This window comes from Terriglobia bacterium, assembly GCA_020072565.1.
GTDB lineage: Bacteria > Acidobacteriota > UBA6911 > UBA6911 > UBA6911 > JAFNAG01.
On sequence record JAIQGI010000011.1, the window covers coordinates 98687 to 119349 of the forward strand.

General features: G+C 59.9%; 17 protein-coding genes. 8 read left to right on the forward strand and 9 right to left on the reverse strand.

The features are described 5' to 3' along the window. Positions 1 to 22: 22 nt before the first annotated feature. Together LAP85_08880 and dinB are read right to left on the reverse strand one after the other, a co-directional pair. Positions 23 to 904: a bifunctional 5,10-methylene-tetrahydrofolate dehydrogenase/5,10-methylene-tetrahydrofolate cyclohydrolase gene (locus tag LAP85_08880; GenBank protein ID MBZ5496505.1), complete on the reverse strand. Its 882-nt coding sequence runs from the start codon at positions 902 to 904 to the stop codon at positions 23 to 25. An 87-nt stretch (positions 905 to 991) separates the two neighbouring features. Then, entirely contained in the window at positions 992 to 2188 is a 1197-nt protein-coding gene (dinB, locus tag LAP85_08885; GenBank protein MBZ5496506.1) for a DNA polymerase IV, read from the reverse strand. A gap of 220 nt (positions 2189 to 2408) precedes the next feature. Between dinB and LAP85_08890 the strand changes: the two genes are divergently transcribed. Further along, positions 2409 to 3194, forward strand: a complete 786-nt coding sequence (locus LAP85_08890; protein MBZ5496507.1) for an SDR family oxidoreductase — start codon at positions 2409 to 2411, stop codon at positions 3192 to 3194. Between the two features lie 104 nt (positions 3195 to 3298). On the opposite strand, the gene LAP85_08895 is transcribed toward LAP85_08890, so the two are convergent. Continuing rightward, positions 3299 to 4264 (reverse strand): D-cysteine desulfhydrase family protein, encoded by a 966-nt coding sequence (locus tag LAP85_08895; protein MBZ5496508.1) that lies wholly within the window; start codon positions 4262 to 4264, stop codon positions 3299 to 3301. 244 nt (positions 4265 to 4508) lie between these two features. Between LAP85_08895 and LAP85_08900 the strand changes: the two genes are divergently transcribed. The 3 genes from LAP85_08900 (at position 4509) to LAP85_08910 (ending at position 8293) form a co-directional block, all read left to right on the forward strand. Next, positions 4509 to 6767 carry a ferrous iron transporter B gene (locus LAP85_08900; protein MBZ5496509.1) on the forward strand — a complete coding sequence of 753 codons (2259 nt, stop codon included), beginning with the start codon at positions 4509 to 4511 and terminating at the stop codon, positions 6765 to 6767. A 4-nt stretch (positions 6768 to 6771) separates the two neighbouring features. Further along, entirely contained in the window at positions 6772 to 7455 is a 684-nt protein-coding gene (locus LAP85_08905) for a metal-dependent transcriptional regulator (GenBank protein MBZ5496510.1), read from the forward strand. A gap of 274 nt (positions 7456 to 7729) precedes the next feature. Beyond that, the gene (locus LAP85_08910; protein ID MBZ5496511.1) at positions 7730 to 8293 is read left to right on the forward strand and encodes a peroxiredoxin; all 564 of its coding nucleotides are present in this window, start codon (positions 7730 to 7732) and stop codon (positions 8291 to 8293) included. Positions 8294 to 8340: 47 nt separating this feature from the next. Here the strand turns inward: LAP85_08910 and LAP85_08915 are convergent, their stop codons facing one another. Then, on the reverse strand, positions 8341 to 11028 hold the full coding sequence (locus LAP85_08915; protein ID MBZ5496512.1) for a protein kinase: 2688 nt from the start codon (positions 11026 to 11028) through the stop codon (positions 8341 to 8343). Positions 11029 to 11175: 147 nt separating this feature from the next. Between LAP85_08915 and LAP85_08920 the strand changes: the two genes are divergently transcribed. Then, the gene (locus LAP85_08920; GenBank protein MBZ5496513.1) at positions 11176 to 11358 is read left to right on the forward strand and encodes a hypothetical protein; all 183 of its coding nucleotides are present in this window, start codon (positions 11176 to 11178) and stop codon (positions 11356 to 11358) included. A gap of 55 nt (positions 11359 to 11413) precedes the next feature. Here the strand turns inward: LAP85_08920 and LAP85_08925 are convergent, their stop codons facing one another. The 5 genes from LAP85_08925 to LAP85_08945 form a co-directional block, all read right to left on the reverse strand. Further along, positions 11414 to 11773, reverse strand: a complete 360-nt coding sequence (locus LAP85_08925) for an RNA-binding protein (protein ID MBZ5496514.1) — start codon at positions 11771 to 11773, stop codon at positions 11414 to 11416. Positions 11774 to 11846: 73 nt separating this feature from the next. Next, on the reverse strand, positions 11847 to 12050 hold the full coding sequence (locus tag LAP85_08930; protein MBZ5496515.1) for a cold shock domain-containing protein: 204 nt from the start codon (positions 12048 to 12050) through the stop codon (positions 11847 to 11849). A gap of 254 nt (positions 12051 to 12304) precedes the next feature. Beyond that, on the reverse strand, positions 12305 to 14926 hold the full coding sequence (locus tag LAP85_08935; GenBank protein MBZ5496516.1) for a heavy metal translocating P-type ATPase: 2622 nt from the start codon (positions 14924 to 14926) through the stop codon (positions 12305 to 12307). Between the two features lie 646 nt (positions 14927 to 15572). After that, a complete protein-coding gene (locus LAP85_08940) occupies positions 15573 to 16730 on the reverse strand; it encodes a hypothetical protein (GenBank protein MBZ5496517.1) in 1158 nt (385 codons plus the stop codon). 9 nt (positions 16731 to 16739) lie between these two features. Continuing rightward, on the reverse strand, positions 16740 to 17729 hold the full coding sequence (locus tag LAP85_08945) for a hypothetical protein (GenBank protein ID MBZ5496518.1): 990 nt from the start codon (positions 17727 to 17729) through the stop codon (positions 16740 to 16742). A gap of 215 nt (positions 17730 to 17944) precedes the next feature. On the opposite strand from LAP85_08945, the gene LAP85_08950 reads away from it, so the two are divergent. The 3 genes from LAP85_08950 (at position 17945) to LAP85_08960 (ending at position 20658) form a co-directional block, all read left to right on the forward strand. Then, a complete protein-coding gene (locus LAP85_08950; protein ID MBZ5496519.1) occupies positions 17945 to 18961 on the forward strand; it encodes a tetratricopeptide repeat protein in 1017 nt (338 codons plus the stop codon). A 3-nt stretch (positions 18962 to 18964) separates the two neighbouring features. Then, positions 18965 to 19384, forward strand: coding sequence for a secondary thiamine-phosphate synthase enzyme YjbQ (locus LAP85_08955; protein ID MBZ5496520.1), 420 nt, complete (start codon positions 18965 to 18967; stop codon positions 19382 to 19384). 110 nt (positions 19385 to 19494) lie between these two features. Beyond that, the gene (locus LAP85_08960) at positions 19495 to 20658 is read left to right on the forward strand and encodes an FAD-binding oxidoreductase (GenBank protein ID MBZ5496521.1); all 1164 of its coding nucleotides are present in this window, start codon (positions 19495 to 19497) and stop codon (positions 20656 to 20658) included. The last annotated feature ends 5 nt before the right edge of the window (positions 20659 to 20663 follow it).

The window sequence follows — 20663 nt, forward strand, 5'->3', positions numbered from 1 at the left end:
GATTATTGCAGATCCGGCCTCATCAAGACATGTGCACCTTGCATGCCCGGACCGTGTTCTTCATGAGCATGGTGATGGTCATCGGCCCCACGCCTCCGGGAACTGGCGTGATGGCGCCGGCGACTTCGACGGCTTCCTCAAAAGCCACGTCCCCCTTCAGCATTCTCCTGCCGTCGGCTGTACGTCCCACCTCATTGACGCCCACGTCGATCACCACTGCGCCGGGCTTGATCATGTGACCCCGGACATATTCCGGTGTGCCGGCAGCCACGATCAGGATGTCGGCGCGCCTTGAGTGCGAGGCCATATCCCGGGTCTTCGTGTGACAAACCGTCACAGTGGCATTTGCGCCCTTTGCCTTTTGCAGCATCATGTTTGCTATCGGCTTGCCCACGATATTGGACCGGCCGATGACGACCACTTCGGCACCGCTGGTCTCCACACCGGAACGAACGATCAGCTCCTGGATGCCGGCGGGGGTGCAGGGAAGATAATCCGCCTGTCCGATCACCAGCTTGCCGACGTTCACCGGGTGGAACGCATCAACATCTTTCTTGGGATCGACGGCGTACAGCACTTTGGCCTCGTTAATGTGGCGCGGCAGCGGCAGCTGGACCAGGATGCCGTGGATCCGCTCATCCCGATTGTATCCCTCGATGAGCGCCAGCAACTGATCCTCGGAAATGCTCTCCGGCCGGCTGTCCTGGATCGAATAGAAACCAAGCTCGTGGGCCGTCTTCTGCTTGGCCCGGACATAGCTCTCCGAGGCGGGATTGTTGCCGACCAGAACCGTCACAAGTCCCGGGACAGCGCCGCGGGTTTCTTTGAGCCGCTGCACTTCCTGCAGGAGCTCTTCACGAATCTCCCTGGCTACGTCCGCGCCCTTGAGCAGCCTGGCGGTCATAGGCATTCCTCCTCGAAGTGTTGTCCTCGGCAGGCCACATCGCGCAACCGTCGAAACGTTTATCCCCTTGCCGTGCGCGAGTGTCAATCACTTTTCACAGGAGTCCTTCTTCTTGGAAGCTACCAGGGAGGCGCGGGTGATGGAGCCGTCTCCGTAACGGCGCGTGATGTGGTCGAGTGCCTGTGCCAGCTGTCGGTCTTTCTCCGGCGTCTGGTCGAAGAGAGGCAGCTGGCCCTTGTTCTCCGGCGTGCCCAGGTTGCTGGCATAGACTCCTATCAGGCGCACCAGCTTTCCAGTGCGGATGAGCGGTTGCATGAGTTTCCAGGCCGTCGGAAATATCTTCTCCGTGGTGTCGGCCGGCTGCGGCAGAGTGGTGCGGCGCGTTGATGTCGAGAAATCGGCCTCGCGCAGCTTGACGGTAATCGTCCGGCCGCGGGCATCGTTTGCGCGCAGGCGCTGGGCCACTTTCTCGGCCAGCTCGAGGAGCGTGTCGTGGAGCAGCTGCCGGTCCGCAGTATCCCGATCAAAAGTGGTTTCGTGGCCGATCGACTTGAAGCCTTCTTCGGGCGAGACGACGCGGTCGTCGATCCCGTGTGCGAGTTGCCAGAGGTGGTCGCCGCTTTGCCCCAGGCGCCGGATCAGATCGGCATGTTCGAGCCGGGCGATATCTCCGATCAGCCGCATGCCGAGGCGGCCGAGCGCTTCCTCGGTTTTGGCGCCAACACCCCACAGTCGCCTGATAGGAAGGGGCGCGAGAAACTCCCGCTCCCGCCCAGGTTCGACGGCTACCAGGCCGTCTGGTTTCTGCAGATCCGACGCCACCTTGGCGACGAACTTGTTTGCCGCAATCCCCACCGAAGCCGTCAGGTGCTGATCCTCAACGATGCGCGCTTTGATCTTGCGGGCGATCTCGATCCCCGAACCCAGCAGCCTGCGGCTGCCAGTGACATCGAGAAATGCCTCGTCGATGCTGACCTGCTCAACCATGTCGGTGAACTCGAGCAGGATCGCCATCAGGCGGTCCGAGGCGCGCGCATATTTGCCCATGTCCGGCCGGACGTAGATGCCCTGCGGGCAGCGGCGCCAGGCCTCAGAGATCGGCTGCGCCGAGTGCACGCCGAACTTGCGCGCTTCGTAGGAGCACGTCGCCACGATCCCGCGGCCTCTGCCATTTTTGGGATCGGATCCGACGATCACGGGCTTGCCGCGATACTCGGGGTGGTCGCGCTGCTCCACCGCCGCAAAAAAGGCATCCATGTCGACGTGCAGAATGGTGCGGTTCATTTCAAGCTCCGCTCCTCGCACCTGCTATGGTAATCGCAAACCTTCACAGACAGCAAATGCTCTTGAACCTGGATTTTGGATTGCGGGTCATGGATTCTAAAAAGTCGCACCTCCTTTGAGATCGAGAGTAAATTATAGGTTGCCGGTGTCGACCTGGCGCTCGAGAGTACGGAGTGTCCACTGCAAGGTTTGGAAGTTTTACTGCAACGAGGAGAACAACGTGACAAAGGGACTGGCCGTGGTTACCGGGGCTTCCGCGGGCATCGGGTGGGAGATGGCAAAACAGCTGGCGACACGGGGGTACGACCTGCTTCTGGTCGCGCGCAGAGAAGAGCGGCTCAAGCAATTGGCCGGGGACATCGAAGCACGCGGCCAGGCAAAAGCCGGGATCCTGAAGCTCGACCTGACGGTCCGTGCAGAACGGCAGCAACTCGTTTCGAGCATCGCGCTCGAACCGGACAGATTCAGCCTGCTCATCAACAACGCCGGATTCGGAGCGGCCCGGCCTGCAGTCGACATCGCCGCGGCGAGATGTCTCGAGATGATTGAGCTCAATGTGAGCGCGCTGACCGAGCTGTCTCTCGAGGCCGCGAAGATCCTGACGCGGAAGCGGTCGGGAGGCATCATCAACGTGGCCTCCACGGCGGCCTTTCAGTCGGTCCCTTACATGAGCGTCTACGCGGCGACCAAAGCCTATGTACTGAGCTTCACGGAGGCGCTGGCCGAAGAGTTAGGCGGCTCGGGCGTGCGTGTGATGGCGCTCTGTCCGGGCTACACCGAAACCGAATTCCAGCAAGTTGCAGGAGAGCGCGCTGAGAGCGCGCGCACGAGACCCAGGATGAGCGCGGCCGACTGCGTGCGCATCGGCCTCCATGATTTCGAAGCCGGCAAGCGCATCAGCATAACCGGCATAAGCAACAAGCTGCAGACCTTCGCCAGCTGGCTCTTCCCCCGCAGCCTGGTGGTTCATTTAGCGGCAGCCATGGTGAAAAGCCGCATCTCATGATTTTGGATCTTGGATTGCGGAATTTTGATTTGGAACCTGCGGTCGCTATCGAAGTCACGATGGGGCTGCGAGTGTTCGCTGGCGCCAAATCAAAAAATCCGAAATCAGGCGAGCTGATTCATGTAAGCCCACAGTGCAGGGACACCACCGGTGTGCCAGAACAGAACCGTCTCATCTTTGCCGATGACGCCACGACGGATAAGGTCGATCATGCCCGCTGCAGCTCTGCCGGTATATACCGGATCGACGATTATCCCTTCGTAACGCGCGAACAGGTCGATGGCCTCGCGCTCCGGCGCGCCCAGGATCCCATAGCCGGCGCCCAGACAATCCGCGTTGGCAAAAATATTGCGGGGCTGAATGGTTCCCGGCTCGCCCAGCAGACGGTACACCCCGTTGGCAATCTCCGCAACCAGGCGCTGCAGCGACGCCAGGTCCTCGTCCACGCTGATGCCAAGCACCTGGCCACGGAAGCCGGCCATGACGGCACCGACCGCCAGCCCGGCGTGAGTGCCGCCTGAGCTGGATGCAAAGACGATGCGGTCGAAATGCTCCGTCGTCTGGGTCAGGATCTCATTCATCGCAGCAGCATAAGCCGCCGCTCCCAGCGGATTCGAACCGCCGAGAGGAATAGGGTAAGGATTGCGTCCCGCCGCCCGTTCGGCTGCCACCACCTCATCCATGACTTCCTCGCGCGTCCGGTCGCCCGACCAGCGGATTTCAGCTCCCAGCAGACGATCGAGGAGCAGGTTGCCCACCGGTTGCGCCGGCGCATGGCCACGCAAGACAAGGATGCAGCGCAAGCCCGTCCTGGCAGCCGCTGCTGCTGTCTGCCTGCAATGATTCGACTGCACCGCCCCGAGCGTAATGAGGGTGTCGGCCTTCTTGAGCTGAGCGTCGGCAACCAGAAACTCGAGCTTGCGTGTCTTATTCCCGCCCCCGGCAAGCCCGGTCAGATCGTCGCGCTTGATGAAAAGGCGCGGCCCGCCCAGGGCTTGGCCCAGCCGCGCAAGCGATTCGACCGGCGTGGGCAAGGGTGTAAGAGAAACGCGCGGCAAGGCAATCTTCATAAGTCCTCCGTCAAAACAGATTCGCTTCCATGCCGAAGCGCTCATTGTATCCGCCAAACCGGCCGGCAGGTCCTGAAAGTTTCATTTATCAGGATCCACAAGATGTAACAAAGAGACGTCTGCGAAAAGCGAAGTCCCCCGAACCCGGCGTCTTTAATCTCTGGCAGCACCGCCATGAATCTGCTACATTTTGAAGTTCGTTTTCAATAATTATGCTGCGCCTTCAAGCAGGAGCAAGAGAAGCATGACGACCGACGAGCGCGCTGCCACGAGGAGGGTGATCCTGGTCGGCAATCCTAATGTCGGCAAGTCTGTCATTTTCAGGTTGTTAACCGGCAGCTATGTCATGGTCTCGAATTTCCCTGGCACCACGGTTGAGGTTTCGCGCGGCAGAATCAGCCTGGGAGGCGTCTCCTACGAGATCGTCGATACGCCTGGCGTGCATAGTCTCGTTCCCCAATCGGAGGATGAGCGCGTCACCTGCGAGGTCCTCCTCCGGGAAAAGCCCGACCTCATCATGCAAGTGGCGGACGCCAAAAACCTGCGGCGCACGCTCCTGGTTGCTTCACAGTTGGTTGAATTCCGCATCCCGATGGTTCTCGTGCTCAACATGATGGACGAAGCACAGGAGCGCGGCATCGAGATTGACACCCGGGGCCTGTCCAGCCTGCTTTCCGTTCCGGTCGTCGAAACCGTCGCCATCTACTCGCAGGGCCGGCGCCAGCTGCTGCAGGCCATGCAGAACGCGTTGCCGCCGACGAATCCGCTGAGGGACTGCCGTCCGATGTGCCATGTCTCTTCAACGCTCAACGGATCAGGATCCGCTCCCGGAGCTTTGGCAGTCGAGTGGCTGTCGCTCGGTGATGCCGGCTTTGCGCGGCGGCTGGAATCGTCGCTGGGCGGTACCGTCGTAAACCAGCTTGAACATGCCAGGAAGACATACCTGGAAGCCACGCACCGGTCTTTGGCCAAGGATGTGGCTGAGAGCAGAAATGATTTTCTGGACCGCTCCGTCGCCGCCTTCAAGAAGAGGAGACAGGGTGGGTTGTTGGAGAAAGCCGAAAGCTCTGCGTCACGGATATGGCTGGGGCTGCTGATCGCAGGCCTGATCCTTTTCGCATGGAATGAGTTTGGAGGCATCGCAGGCGTCGCGACACCCTACAGTGTGGCGACCCGGTTTCTTGCCGCGCGCCTGGCGCCCGCTTCCGGCAGCGCCGGTCTCATCTCCACGCTGTTACTCACAAAGGCTTCGTCAGGGCGCGGGGAATTCGGCCTGGCCCTCGAAGCGCTCCACTTCCTGTTCTTCATCGCCCCTGTCGTTATCCCTTTCGGCATGCTCATCGCCCGCAGCCGGAAATTCGCGCACGAGGTCGGTATCCTGACAAGGCGCGCTTCGACCGGGATTCCGATCCTGTTATGCGTTCTGCTCCTGCTGTTTGAATTTGTCGGCTACACGGGCGCCCAGACGCTGGTCGGTTTCCTGGAAGACATCGTCTTCGGGCGTTACCTGATCCCGCTGATCCACGGGTTCCTGCCGCCGGGATTTTTCCAGGAATTCGTCGCCGGAAAATACGGGCTGGTGTCGATGGGGCTGACTTATGCAATCGCGATTGTGCTGCCGGTGGTAGCGACCTTCTTCATCGCGTTCGGGCTGTTGGAGGACAGCGGGTATCTGCCGAGACTCTCGATTCTATCCGACCGCGTGATGCGCCTGATGGGGCTCAACGGGAAAGCGACACTGCCGATGGTGCTCGGCCTCGGTTGCTGCACCATGGCCACGATCACAACACGGGTCCTCAGCTCGCGCAAAGAGAGGCTCATCGCGACGCTGCTCCTCGCTCTGGGTGTCCCATGCTCGGCGCAACTGGGTGTGATCCTCGGCATCGCTTCGGGCTTTTCCCCCGCGGCTACCCTGACCGTGCTCGGAGTGGTGGCATCGCAGCTTCTCCTGGTCGGTTTTTTGTCTTCCAAGCTGATTCGCGGCCAGAGCAGCGAGTTCATCTTCGAAATTCCCCCAATCCGCGTGCCGCAGCTCAAGAACCTCGCGCTCAAAACCGGCTATCGGATTCAGTGGTATTTGAAGGAAGCGCTTCCGCTTTTCCTTTACGGGACGGTGGCGCTCTTCATCCTGGACAAGGTCCGTGTGGCGGGTCAGAGCCTGCTGGAATGGGTGCAGACGGGGTTGGCTCCCATCGTGACGGGCTTCTTGCACCTCCCGGCACAGGCGGCGGGCGCTTTTGTCCTGGGCTTCCTGCGGCGTGATTACGGAGCTGCCGGTCTCTTCCAGATGGCACGCACCGGAATGTTGAGCGCCCAGCAGGTGGTCGTGAGCCTGGTAGTGATCACGCTCTTTGTTCCCTGTCTCGCCAGCTTCCTGGTAATCGCCAAAGAACAGGGGATGAAGCGCGCCGTAGCCATGACCACTTTCATCGTCCCGTTCGCCGTCAGCATCGGTGCCATGGTCAGCTGGGTGCTGCGCACGTTCCATATCACTTTCGGTTAGCGAAATGGAATTCACAACTGACAGGCTGCCGGAGCAACTGGCCGAAATTCTCGAGGCTCTATGGACTCTCGAGGAAAAAGGAAAAGACGCTCCTGAGGAGATCTTTCATGAGGCCGGGACGCAGGTAACCGCGGAGCACCTTGGAGCTCTGAGGCGCCAGGATCTGATCACGATCGACAATGCGCAGCGCGTCAGGCTGGCGAAGGAAGGGCGCAAGCTGGCGGAACGGATCATCCGCCGCCACCGCCTCGCAGAGCGCCTGATCTGCGATGCCCTGGGAGCGCACGTTGATGACAGCGAGGATGCCGCCTGCGAGTTCGAGCACATACTGGCCGAGGGCATAGCCAACTCGATCTGCACCTTACTCGGACATCCGCGCTTCTGCCCTCACGGAAAACCCATTCCCGAAGGGGAGTGCTGCCGCCGCACCCAGGAGGAGCTCCAACCCATCCTGGTTTCCGGCGATCAGCTTGACGTGGGGGAAACCGGCACCATCGCCTACCTGTGCACAACCGAACACGCACGCATGCTGAAGCTTTCGTCGTTGGGGATGACACCGGGCAACCGGCTCAAGCTGCTGCAAAAATGGCCGAGCTGCGTCTTCCAGTGCGATGAAACCGAAATCGCGGTCGAGCAAGAGGTGGCCAGAAACATCTACGTGCGCCGCGAGGGACGCCGCGGCCGCTGAGTTCGCGATTCGCAGTGCGGTGGATTGCTGCCGTTTTCGACCCGGGAGCGGTGAGGGTGAAAGTGCAGAAGCCCCCGCCTGGGGAGGGGGCAGTGACCAGCGTCCCCAAGGTCAGCGTCAATAGGGAGGCTGCAGACTTGGACTCAGTGGTGGCTGCTCCCCCGGCCGCAGGAGCAGTTGACTGCAGGTCTGCAAAGGTATATTGTGCGACCATTGGATTTAGATACGGGCAACTCGGGTTGATTTTCCCAACATACGCGGCAGGGGGTGTCGGATGCGAACGCTTCAAAACCTGGGCATACTTGTTTTCATTGCGGCCACCGCCGTCACAAGCGGCTTTCGAGACAGCTCAGCCCAGACAGCAACTCAGCTCAAACCCGGCAGTCCCGCGCCTCAGTTCTCTCTCCCGGGATCGGACGGCAAGACCTACAGCCTGGCAGGGTTTGGAGGCAAGCAGGCGGTGGTGCTTGTCTGGTTTGTCAAAGCCTACAGCGCCGGCTGAACGGCCCAATGTCAATCGCTCCGTGAGAGCGGCGACGAAATCCGCGCCTTTAATGTTGCTTTTTTCGCCATCAGCACTGATTCCCCTGAAACGAACAAGGCTTATGCCCAGTCGCTGGGCGTAGACTATCCCATTTTGAGCGACCCTACCCGGAAGGTGGCTCTAGCCTACGGCGTCGCCTCCCCGGTTTATGAGGGCATTTCGCGATGGACGTTTTACATCGGCCTCGACGGGAAGATCCTTTACATCGACAAGGAGGTCAGTCCATCCGATCATGGCAAGGCGATCGCCGCGAAGCTCGCCGAGCTTGGTGTTCCGAAACGTGCACGGCGGTGACAGCCGCAGCTCGTAAGACCCGCACAGGCCGGCTACCCCCGTGGAGGCTACCTGGATACGCGGTGCTTCAACTCCTGGAACCATTCCAGGATGACCTCGAGTTCGATCGGCGCCGATTCTTTGTCGCCGCTTCTGACGAACAAGAATCGCGCGCCGTCGGCGCTGACATCGTAAGCCGGCCGGGAAGCCTTCCCCCGGTCGTACGCACCCTCGAAGAGCGACTGCGGTGTGTTCCTCTTGAAGGAAGGCGTAGTCGTGATTCTGGCGGCCATCAGGTGGTTCCCGATGCGATAGAAGATCTCACTTCCATCGTGACTCCAGAGCGGCTCGGTCCCGCCGTCGACTGAAACTTGCCACTTGCCCTGGGCTCCCGGAAACGACGAGACGTACACTTCGTTGCGACCCGATTCGTCCGAGACATATGCCAGCCAGCGCCCGTCGGGCGACAGAGCGGGACCGGTCTCATTGGAGGGCGATTGGAGGACCGGCCGGATGCTGAGATCGCCGTCCATCGAGAGCATCCGGATGTCGCGGCCGGTCGTCGGAGAATTCTCGACGAACACGAGCCCCCGGCCACCAGGCAACCAAGAGCAGGGGACTTGCAGCAGTTCACTCGTTGTCAGCCGTTCATCCGATCCACCCTCGTCTGTTCGCCGCCAGAAGAGGTTCAACGGACCGGTCCTGTTCGACGCGAACGCCAGGCGGGCGCCGTCCGGCGGCATCCACACCGGCATGGAATTGTTGCCATCGAAAGTCAGTTGCGTGAAATTGCCAGTGGGGATGTCGTAGATCCAGACGTTTTCCGAGGTTCGGGTGATGGTGACGGCCAGACGCCGGCCGTCTGGTGCGAGCCTGGGATCCGAATAAGCGTCTGGCGGTGCTGCCAGCGGCTCAACGTCGTTCTTCCGACTTACCCACACAAGCGTGTGCATGCTGCCGGGAGGTCCGCCCGGCACATACACGAGGTGGCCAAGGGGCGAGGTGCTCAACTGGGCGGCGCCGTCGACGGACTCCCATACCCTCGGCAGAACAGCCACCGGAGGGCCGGTGACTTTGCTTTGAGCGACATCGAATGGCACCGCCAAGAGGGTGCCACCTCGCACATAGATCAGATTCCCGGTCGGAACGTAGTGAGGGGAGGTGCCTCCGACGATCAGGATGTGCCGCTCACCTGTCTGCAGCGACTGTGCGACGATCTGTGCGTCATCCCAGCTGCCGAGCGCCCCCACGGTGAAAAGCACCGTTTTCCCGTCCGGCAACAGGTCGGGCCAGCGGTGGCTGATTTCGCCTTTTTCCGAATTCAGCCTCGTCACCGCGCGGGGAGTGCCGCCTCCAGAGGGCACCTGCAAAAGTCCCGACCCTCCGGTCGGCGCGAACGTGATGGTGTCATCGCGTCCCCACACGGCGCCGAAGCCGATCGGGGCATAGCACAGGGACGCCGGGGCGCCGCCCTGGATTGACACCTTCATGAGCTTCCCACCCGCGAAAAAACCAATCCAATGTCCGTCGGGCGAGAAAAAGGGGCCCAGCGCCTGCTCAGTGCCGGAGATCGGCTCGGACTGGAGGCTATCCATGCGTCGCAGGAACAGCTGCGAAGTGCCGCCGCGGCTCGCGACATACGCCAGGTGAGATCCCGCCGGCGAGATTGCTATGCTGGGAAAGTCCATTCCTGTCAGCCGCTCAGTTGACGGAAGTGTAACGGTGAAGCGCATTACCGGGCCGTGCGAGGGAAGTGACGTGGGCTGCAATTTCCATACGAAGAAACTTATAGCGAGGGCGCAGACCATCATGACGGCGAGGCTCAGCCTTATAGGATGATCCCGCAGAGTCGTCCAGGTCGTTTTCTTGCCCGCAACCGGCAAGGGGGACGCGATGGCGTCTTCGATCTCGATCCTGGCGTCGCCGATATCATGCAGGCGCCGCCTGGAGTCCTTTTCGAGGCACCGCCTCAGCAGACATCGAATGCCGGCCGGCGTTGCCTCCGGCAACGCACGCCAATCGGGCACCTCATTCAGGATTCCGGCGATCGTGTCCGAGATCGTCTGTCCAGGAAACGCCCGCCGCCCCGTCAGAAGCTCGTACATCACGCAACCAAACGCCCAGATGTCGGTCCGCTTGTCGACAGTCTTGCCCCTTGCCTGCTCCGGGCTCATATAGGACGGCGTGCCCCGGATCACTCCTTCCTGCGTTGCGGTTGCGGCAACTCGGGACAAAGTTGAAAAATCCGGGCTCAATCCTTCGGAGGCAAATGCCTTGGCCAGGCCAAAATCCAATACCTTGACCTTATTTTCGGGAGTGACCTTGATGTTTGCAGGCTTGATGTCACGGTGGATGACGCCATTCTGATGGGCCGCTTCCAGCGCCTCGGCAATCTGAACACAAATGCGGAGTGACGCAGCTACATCCATTGGCCCCAAAGCCAATTGCTCTGCCAGCGTCCCGCCCGGCACCAACTCCAGCACAAGGTAATGGAGGTCCCCGGATTCTTCCAGCCCATGGATCGCGGCGATGTTCGGATGGTCGAGCGAAGCCAGCAGTTGCGCCTCGCGCTGGAAACGCTCCAGTCTTTCCGGATCCTGTGCAAAAACCTCCGGTAGGACTTTGATGGCCACCTCGCGCGCCAGCTTCGTATCCTGGGCGCGATAGACCACCCCCATACCGCCGGCGCCGATCTTCTCCACGATGCGATAGTGAGCAACGGTGCGGCCGGCCAAGTCAGCTGGTGACGTTTGCATTTGATCCACTTTCTGACACAAAAGGACTGTCAGGTGGCCTCAATATTAACCTAGGAGATTGTTTCCCGAGTTGGCTTATGATAGTGGTCACCCTAATGGGTGTCAAGAGAGCTGACTGAACCGCAGAAGAGGCGGCTGGCCGGTGCGATGCGAGTGCCGGACGCAGATGATGGCAAACCATCGGCAGGAAGGGTGTGTCCGCCGGATGATTGCTTCCGGGGTGCGCCGCTCGCCGAGATCGCACTGGGGAGTTACCTGGTTACCGGGCGCAATGTCTATACCCTGGCCGGAGAGATCTACGTCCGCTGCGAGGCACGCACGGACCGCTGAGCTCGCGATCAGGAGTGCGGCGCTTTTTGGTGGCAAGCCATCGCACTCCGGATCGTTAGTAGAGTTCCTGGATCTTGCGCTTGGGACGTTCGCGCTCCTTGCGGCGGGAATCGTGTCCGCCGAATCTGTTGCCGCCGCCACCGCCACCGCCAAACTCACGCTTTTTGGGCGGCCGCGCCTCATTCACCGTAAGAGCCCGCCCATCCAGGTCCTTCCCGTTCATGGCCTGAATGGCAGCATCCATGTCGGTTTCTGGGGCCAGCTCGATAAAACCAAATCCGCGCGACCTCCCTGATTCCATATCACGCATGACCTTGACGCTTGCCGTCTTTAGATTAAGATCCGCGCAGAGCTTATCGAGATCCGCCTCAACGACATTGAAGGAAAGGTTACCTACGAAAAGTTTTCCTGGCATGAAACCTCACTTTCAGAGTGACAATCCTTATAGGGCAGGGGGTTCCGGATTACCGGAACCCCCGCAGTCCTGTTTAAATCTTTGTTACGTTCTGAGCCTGCAATCCCTTGGGACCCCTGGCCACCTCAAACTCGATCCGGTCACCCTCGTTGAGCGACTTGCGGCCGGTGCCTTCGATCGCCGTGTGGTGGACGAAAACGTCGTCCCCGGACTCACGGCTGACAAAACCGTAACCCTTATCATTATTAAACCACTTCACTGTTCCTTGTTCTCTCATTTGCTTTCCTAGTGTCAACTTACCCTTGCGGGCAAAAATGTTAATCTCGGGTTTCCGTAATTATCCGCGGGCTATGGGGCCAAAAACAAAAAAAGCTGCCCTCCGTCCAGGAGCATGCAGCTCAATCCTATCAACGAAGTCCTTACAAAACCCTACCCACAAATCCTACGCCGAGTTATCAAGGTAAACAAGACAAATCGGAACTTGGGTGACAAAAAGGGGATTGGGCGAAATCCGCGGGAGATGCACTTTTCTCATAGCTGCAGGCGGCGCAGGCGCAAAGCGTTGCTGATGACAGAAACGGAACTGAAGGTCATCGCGGCCGCGGCGATCATGGGACTGAGCAGCAGCCCGAATACCGGATACAGGATTCCTGCCGCGATGGGCACTCCCAGCATATTGTAGACAAAGGCGAAAAAGAGGTTCTGGCGGATGTTTCTCATCGTCCCGCGGCTCAGCCGGCGCGCACGGGCGACGCCGCGCAGGTCCCCTTTTACCAGAGTGATTCCGGCGCTCTGAATGGCGACGTCCGTACCGGTGCCCATGGCGATCCCGACGTGGGCCTGGGCCAGGGCGGGGGCATCGTTGATCCCGTCGCCTGCCATGGCGACAATGCGTCCCTGCGCCTGGAGTTGCTTGACGATCTCCCCCTTCTGGCCGGGCCTGACCTCTGCCCTCACGTCGTCGATGTTCAGCCGGCGCCCTACATCTTCCGCAGTGATGCGGCTATCCCCCGTCAGCATGACCAGTTGCACACCGTCCCCATGCAGCATCCGGATGGCTTCAGGCGTGGTCTCTTTGATTGGATCGGAGACGCCCAGAACTCCGGCAGGCTTGCCGTCCATGGCCGCAAACACGATCGACTGCGCGCCCAGGTTCACCTCTTCGGCCTTGCTTATCAATGCGGAGGGGTCGATCCCGAGTTGTTCGAACAGGCTCCGGTTGCCGAGAACGATCGTGTGCCCGCCGACTTTCCCGCTGATTCCCATTCCCGTGACGGAGCGGAAATCGCGGGCCTCGCTGAGCAGGAGCCCCTTCGACTCTGCAGCCGTGACAATGGCGGTCGCGAGCGGATGCTCGCTCCCCCGTTCCAGAGATGCTACAGCCCGCAGAAGTTCCGTCTCGGCCAGCGGCGGCAGGCTCACGAGCGCACTCAGGCGTGGCTTCCCTTCTGTAAGGGTTCCGGTCTTGTCGACGACCAGAGTGTCGATTTTTTCGAGCATCTGAAGCGCCTCGGCATTCTTGATAAGCACCCCCGCCACGGCGCCGCGCCCCGTGCCCACCATGATGGACATCGGCGTGGCCAACCCGAGCGCGCAGGGGCAGGCAATGATCAGCACGGCCACCGCGTTCACCAAAGCATAGGCAAGGCGGGGTGAAGGCCCGATCCAGGCCCAGATGACAAATGTGACGGCAGCAGCGAAAACCACGGCCGGCACAAAATAGGAGGAGACCCTGTCGGCCAATCGTTGGATCGGCGCCCGCGTGCGCTGCGCATCACTCACCATGCGGACGATCTGTGCAAGCAAGGTATCGCTTCCCACTCGCTCCGCCTCCATGACGAAGCTGCCCGTGCCGTTCACCGTCCCTCCGGTAACCCGGGAACCCTTGACTTTTTCCACGGGGATCGGCTCCCCAGTTACCATCGATTCATCCACGGAGCTCGATCCTTCGAGAATCACACCGTCCACCGGCACCTTTTCTCCCGGGCGGACGCGCAGCCGGTCGCCCGGCTTGACCCGATTCAGAGGAATATCCCGGTCGCCGCCGTCCGCCATCACTAGGCGCGCCGTGTTCGGCGCCAGGCTCAGGAGAGCCCGGATGGCGCTGCTCGTTCGGCTGCGGGCGCGGATCTCCAGCACCTGGCCCAGAAGGACAAGCGTGGTGATCGCCGCCGCTGCTTCGAAGTAGACGGCCGGCCGGCCCCCGTGGCCGCGAAACGATTCAGGATATATCCCCGGAAACAGCGTCGCTATCAGGCTGTCGAGGAACGCAGTTCCTGTGCCGACGGCGATGAGGGTGAACATGTTCAAGTTGCGGCTGACAATGGATTTCCAGCCACGCTGAAAAAAGGGCCATCCTCCCCAAAGAACGACCGGCGTGGACAACAGACACTGAATCCAGACCGGCGCCCTCCCGGAGAAAAGGAAGAAATGCCCGGGTCCGGCCATCATCTCACCCATTGCGATCAGCACCACCGGGACCGTGAGGATCAAGCTGATCCAGAATCGCCTTTTCATCCCGTCCAGTTCCGGATTCGCCTCTTCTTCGAGGGTGACCGTGCGCGGCTCCAGCACCATTCCACAAACGGGGCATGTGCCGGGTTTGTCGCTGACCACTTCGGGATCCATGGGACAGATGTAGTCGATCTTGGACCGGGGCGCAATCGGCAACGGCTCCAAGACCATGCCGCAAGCGGTGCACGTACCTGGGCTGCCGGCGCGGACTTCCGGGTGCATCGGACATAGGTACTGTGTCGCCTCATCCTCCGGCTCGACCCGCTGCACAAAAGGCTCTGACCGAGCGGCGCTTCCGAGCGCCAGGAAACGTTCCGGCGCCGCCACGAATCGGTCGGCACAGGACCGGCAGCAGAAGTAATACTTCATCCCCTGGTAATCCGCTTCGGCCGCTGCGTGGCGCGGGTCAACGCTCATGCCGCACACAGGATCCCGGGCCATTTCCGGCGCAGCGTCGAGAGCGGTGAGGAACTTGGGCCTTGCCGTCAAAAATCTCTCGGGAGCCTCGCGGAATCGTTTTTCGCAGGATGGATTACAGAAATAGTAGGTCTGGCCCTTGAAGTCGGCTTTACCCGCAGCCGTGTCCGGATCTACTTTCATCCCACACACCAGATCCCTGGCCTCAAAATCACCCTTCATCGGTCCTCTCCTCGCATGTCGTTGCGTGATTATAACTTTATCACACCCATAAATATCTAAGTCGTCGCGATCGAGAAACCAATCTGTTCCACAGCAAACAGGGAACAACCTCCGGTCAATAAGGGCCCTACCTCTGCCGCCGGCTCTGCGGTCATTCCGGGTCGGCATGATATCTGACTTCTGTCACTGAACCTCCACAGGAGGTTCTTGCATCTAATTAACTGTGAGGAAGATATTTATTTAAAAATGAGTTGAGATTTTCCGAGAGATCTGTGAATGTAATGAGATTATTCGGGGTGGAAAACAGGGAAGTCGGGTCGGAAAGGTCAGAAATTGATTTTCCTCGCTATAGCGTTTTGCATCCTTTGATTTGGCAAAGGGGTGCGGTGGAGGAACAATGGTCGGGATCATTCTGACTCTTTTGGCTGTTCTGCTTGTGATTTGTCTGGCTTTCTGCTATTCCGATCATAGTCAGACCTCGCGCAGTTCCGCCAGAGATCTTTCCTTTCTCGACAAGAATCACAAGAAAAAGAGCTAAAGCAGAACCAAATTCTCTGACAGCAAAATCCCCCTCGAAACGCATGTCGCGGCATGGCCGCACCCAAGCCATCTCAACACAGAGTGCGCTGAGGCCGCAGAGACCCCGTCACAACTGAGAATCGCCCCCAGGCTCTATTCGTGTGGCGGTTCTTGCTTCTCGGCACTCGTGGATGCCGGCCAGCGAATCCAATTTCGCTGCAAGTTCGTCCGAGGATGCCGGCGCACAGTCGAAGGTTCGCTCCCATACTGCGCGATTTTCCATGCACAGATAGACAAAAACCTGCGGCGCGCGCTCGCCGATCCAGGCCCTCATTTTCGCGTACATCTCGTCGCGGATGGGCCGGAAATAGCGCAGCTTGCCGTGGTTGCCCGGGACGAACTCTCCGTAAGGGACATTGGATCGCGGGAACCGTCGCCGGACGATGTCTTTCAAGTCATGGGTGAAGCGCAGGCATCCGAGACTGATCCAGCAGACACCGTCTGGATCCACGTGCCGGAACAGATCCCGGACCACCTCCTCGTAATCCTCTTCCCAGCCTTCGTAATGGATCAGAGGGTCGAAATGAAAGCCGACGCGAAATCCCCACTCACGGCACCGGCGGGCTGCGGCAAGACGCGCCTCGAGGGTGGCGGTCCTCAATTCTTCGTTGCGAATGATGCGTCTGGGGTTGAGCGACCACGAAATGATGGTATGCCCGCCATGATCCAGCGCCTGTAGATTGGCTATCTGGGCTGATTTCGTCTTCAGCTCCAACACTGCATTCGGAAGGTTGCGGAAAAACGGTACCAGCCGGTGCGAGTAAAGCGTTATGTCATCGAGCGCAAGAGAGTCGGCGGTCTCCCCGGTCCCGATCCTGAAAGTGCGCCCGGGCACGAGCTGCACCTTCGTTTTCACCTCGCACATGAGATCATCGATGTTGGTGTAGATGGTCAGGGCCGGATTGTTGAGGAATGACTGCAGGACGCAGTAGGTGCACTCCAGATGGCAATTCAATGCATAGTTGATCACGAAGTAGTTGCAGCAGATCTCGGCACCTGCGCCCGGACACTCCTTCATGAAGCTGCCTCGGTTGCGCGCCAGGATCAAGGTGCGTTTCGCCGCCGAACGAAAGTCGGAAGCGGCCCGCAGCTCCGGGAGAAGCGCATCGAGGTCGCGGACTGTTCGCGTGGGAATGCCCTCCAGTCTTCGCAGCATCTCGCGAGTGGCGGCATCGTTCCACGCCTCTTCCTGGACTACGATGCGCTCGGGACGATAGGGAACCATCGGCATCCTTCAGGCGATCTCGAACAAACGATCCAACGAAGTCGTCCGGCAAGCCCGCTCAAGAGCCGCGACGGTCTCGCGAAAAGCCTGGGCGGAAGCGACATCGAACTCCACGCGCAGGCGTGGGCTCTCAAAAAATGGGTCCGGTGACAGCCGGACGGTCCCCGGCAGGTTCAGCCCCGCCTTTTCAGAATGAAACCTCTCAATCGCCTGGGAAATGCGCGGGTTGCGCTGCCGATAGAGTAAGCCGTGTATTTTCTCCCCTCTCTGGAAGGCGGAGATGCGGGCATCACTTGCCGCAGCCAGGATCTCGGGCTGGCTCAATACCTCCGCAGGTGTGGTGCGCCCGATTGCGGTAAGGTCCTCGACCAGATCGAGTGTTTCCCGCTGCAGGCTCGCGCTCAGGCGGATCTTGCCCAGTATGGAGGCCAAACCAGCCTGAGTCTCGGGCGCCGCTCCGGCAAGGCGTTCCGCGCTCGACAGGGTTAGATGCCCTGCATTCAACAGGATCCGCAATTCCGGATGCAGCGCATGCAGTGTGAGGTACGTACGCAGCACGTTGCGGTGCGGGGACAGACCCAGCAAGGGAAGAAAGCGCTCTATCAGAACCTCGGATTCCACGCCGCATTCGTGCTTGAGAGTGTACAGGACCCGCGCGGTTTCCAGCGGACACAGCTGCCGGTGCGAGAGGTTGTCCCAGATGGCTTTGAGAAAAACCTCGAGCTTTCCGAACTCAGCCGGACGCAGGATCCGTGCTGCCGCCGTGGTTCTCCCCAGGCGGCGCAATCCGTGCAACCTGCGGAATCCGCAGACGATCCTGTATCCGGGTGCAACCGTGCCCTCGAGAAGGATCACGGCATGGATCAGGCCGGCTGCCTGAAGCGAGGGACACATCCGGGCAAGATCGAGGTCTTCACTTATCCGGAAGGTCTCGTCTTCGAAGTCGATGGCGGCAAGCAGCACTTCCTCAACGATCATGGCCCGAAGAATAAACCGCAAAGGCTTCCAAGACCACAGAGAATTTGCGGCAGGTCGCCGAGTATGTTCGCGACCCTCGCAACCCGCATGGTTAATTCTGGACAGTTATTTCTGCTCTGTTATAGAGTAGGAATGCCGCTCTTCTACTGGAACCAATCGAAGTCTGCAGGGGCACTCTCCGGTGCGGGCGGCTCCCGCGCGCTGACGGTGCTCCGCATTGATAAGGAGCTAAGGACATGACTTCTCTGTCAGGCTCAACCATCAGAGTGTTACTTGTTGCTTTCATCCTTGGCGGTGTTGCGCTTATCCACCCGAACCTGAACGCGCCGGCACAGGAAAAACCTCCTCAGTATACGGTTGAGGAGTATGGCGCCTACCAGGCCATCACCGGCGAACCCGATCCTGCCAAGAAGATGGACCTGATCCTCAAGTTCTTCAAGGAGTATCCGAAATCCGAGTTGCAGCAGCACATAACCGCTGATTTCCAGAGCATGCTGAAAAGCTTATCGGACGCCAAGAAGTGGCCCCAGGTGGTAACGGCGGGGAGACAGTTCCTGAGCGTCGTCCCCGGTGATACCTATACCATCGCGCTCGTGGCAGACGCGTACTCGGCAAGCAAAAACTATCCGCAGTTCGTGATCTTCGGGGAAGAAGCGTACCGCGCGAATCCGAGTGGAAATCTCGCCTACGCCATAGCCAAGGCCTACAAGGAAATCGGCAACAATGCCAAGTTTGTCGAGTGGGGCGAAAAAACCGTCTCCAAACTGCCCGACAACTACGAGATCATGCTCCAGATGGCGATTATCTACTCCGACAATCAGAGAACGGCGGAGGCCGATAAATATGCCAAACAGTGTCTCAAGGTGATTCAGGCAGCGAAAAGGCCTGAACAGATGGCCGAAAAAGACTGGACCACTTACACAACCGGCGCCTTCACGGCGTGTTACTATATCATCGGCACCGCAGCGTACCAGAACCAGCAATTCCCTGCCGCGATTCCCAACCTCGAAAACTCGATCAAATACAATCCACGCAACGACTATGCCTACTACTGGCTGGGCATGAGCTATTGGCAGACGCGCAATACGAGCATGGCGTTGAAAAACTTCGCAAAAGCCATGCTTCTCAATGGCCGGTCTGCGGCGCCGGCGAAACAGCAACTCGAGAACCTTTGGAGGCAGACCCACCAGAACTCGTTGATGGGGCTGGACAAGGTAATCGCCGCTGCCAGGGCAGAGCTGGAGATGAAATAGCAGATGGTCATCCGCACCTATCACGAGCAGGTGAAGACCCGGGGCGAGGCAGAGATCCTGGACATTACCCCCCTTGCAGCAAAGGCCCTGGAACAGAGCGAGTTGAAAAACGGGGTGGTAAACGTTTTCGTCCCGGGTTCTACCGCCGCGGTGACCACCATCGAGTTTGAGTCAGGCGCGATTCACGACCTGCGTTCCGCTATTGAGAGGCTGGTGCCCAGAACGGTTCGCTACGAGCACGATCAGCGATGGGGCGACGGAAACGGCTATAGCCACGTGCGGGCCGCCCTGATGAAGGCCGCCCTCTCAATCCCTTTCGAAGGCGCCGGACTGCTGCTGGGCACATGGCAGCAGCTTGTCCTCATCGACTTCGACAACCGGCCCCGCACCCGCGAGGTCATCTTCCAGGTCCTGGGCGAGTAGAAAATCCTTTGTTGGGTGCCAGGATACCGGTTTCCTGATTTCCAGTAATCTCCCGGACAGAATCTTCTCCGAGATTAAGAAGCTGGTGTCGTGTCGCCGGGTTTTTGCGCATGTATTTCAACGACTCGAGATACGCGGATGTTGTGGTAATTGGTGGGGGAATCGTCGGGGCGAGCATCGCCTACCATCTCGGCGGCATGGGCGCCGGGCGCATCGTCCTGCTCGAGCGTGAGACCCTGTTGGGAACGGGATCCACAGGGCGTTGCGCAGGCGGTTTTCGGCACCAGTTCTCCACGGAGATCAACATACGCCTTTCCCGCCTTAGCATTCCAATGCTCCTGGCTTTTCGGGATGAGATGGACTGGCCGGTGGATTTGCATCAGGACGGATATCTCTTCCTGCTGTCCCGGCCTGACGAAGTGGTGACGTTCCGGGAAAATGTGGCTCTCCAGAATCGCCTCGGAGTATCGTCGGAATTTCTCGAACCTGCAGATGTTGCCCGGCTCGCGCCGCATGTGTCCCTGGACGGCGTGCTCGGTGGGACTTATTGCGCCCTGGACGGCATAGGAGATCCCAACGGCATGACTCAAGGTTACGCGGCCGCAGCGCGCCGCCAGGGTGCGAAGATCCATACCGGCGTTTCCGCCACCGGAGTTCGGTGCGCCGGTGGAAGAATAGAAGGAGTGGAAACCAGTCAAGGATACCTTCCCTGCAGAATCCTGGTAGACGCCGCCGGCCCGCACGCGCGTGAAGTCGCTGCCTGGGCAGGAATTGACCTCCCGGTGTTCCCCGAGCGCCGCCACGTGTACACCACGTTTCCGTTCGAGCAGGCGCCGCACGACTACCGCATGGTAATTGATTTCACTACGACCTTTTATTTTCACCGGGAGAGCGGCGGCGTGCTCATGGGAATGGGAAACCCAGACGAGCTTTCGTCTTTCAACCTGAATGTCGACCCGGATTTTTTGGAAAAAGTGCTGGTGATCGGGCTGAAGCGCTATCCCGCTCTGGCCGATGCGGCCATCCATCGGGCCTGGGCCGGCTTATACGAGATGAGCCCCGACGCTCACCCCATCCTCGGCAAGGTGCAGGAGGTCGAAGGATTCTACCTCGCGAACGGATTCAGCGGCCACGGCTTCCAGCACGCCCCGGCAGTCGGAAAGCTGCTGGCTGAGGAGATTGTGTCGGGAAACGCCCGCTCGCTCGATATCGCACCCCTCCGGCTCGACCGCTTCCGTGCCAAGACATCCATCCGAGAAATCAACGTCGTCTGACTCAG

Excerpts from the sequence above, each read along its gene's own strand:
- LAP85_08880 (MBZ5496505.1), bottom strand. The coding sequence starts at position 904 with ATGACCGCCAGGCTGCTCAAGGGCGCGGACGTAGCCAGGGAGATTCGT.
- dinB (MBZ5496506.1), bottom strand. The coding sequence starts at position 2,188 with ATGAACCGCACCATTCTGCACGTCGACATGGATGCCTTTTTTGCGGCG.
- LAP85_08895 (MBZ5496508.1), bottom strand. The coding sequence starts at position 4,264 with ATGAAGATTGCCTTGCCGCGCGTTTCTCTTACACCCTTGCCCACGCCG.
- LAP85_08900 (MBZ5496509.1), top strand. The coding sequence starts at position 4,509 with ATGACGACCGACGAGCGCGCTGCCACGAGGAGGGTGATCCTGGTCGGC.
- LAP85_08905 (MBZ5496510.1), top strand. The coding sequence starts at position 6,772 with ATGGAATTCACAACTGACAGGCTGCCGGAGCAACTGGCCGAAATTCTC.
- LAP85_08915 (MBZ5496512.1), bottom strand. The coding sequence starts at position 11,028 with ATGCAAACGTCACCAGCTGACTTGGCCGGCCGCACCGTTGCTCACTAT.
- LAP85_08920 (MBZ5496513.1), top strand. The coding sequence starts at position 11,176 with ATGCGAGTGCCGGACGCAGATGATGGCAAACCATCGGCAGGAAGGGTG.
- LAP85_08925 (MBZ5496514.1), bottom strand. The coding sequence starts at position 11,773 with ATGCCAGGAAAACTTTTCGTAGGTAACCTTTCCTTCAATGTCGTTGAG.
- LAP85_08930 (MBZ5496515.1), bottom strand. The coding sequence starts at position 12,050 with ATGAGAGAACAAGGAACAGTGAAGTGGTTTAATAATGATAAGGGTTAC.
- LAP85_08935 (MBZ5496516.1), bottom strand. The coding sequence starts at position 14,926 with ATGAAGGGTGATTTTGAGGCCAGGGATCTGGTGTGTGGGATGAAAGTA.
- LAP85_08940 (MBZ5496517.1), bottom strand. The coding sequence starts at position 16,730 with ATGGTTCCCTATCGTCCCGAGCGCATCGTAGTCCAGGAAGAGGCGTGG.
- LAP85_08950 (MBZ5496519.1), top strand. The coding sequence starts at position 17,945 with ATGACTTCTCTGTCAGGCTCAACCATCAGAGTGTTACTTGTTGCTTTC.
- LAP85_08955 (MBZ5496520.1), top strand. The coding sequence starts at position 18,965 with ATGGTCATCCGCACCTATCACGAGCAGGTGAAGACCCGGGGCGAGGCA.
- LAP85_08960 (MBZ5496521.1), top strand. The coding sequence starts at position 19,495 with ATGTATTTCAACGACTCGAGATACGCGGATGTTGTGGTAATTGGTGGG.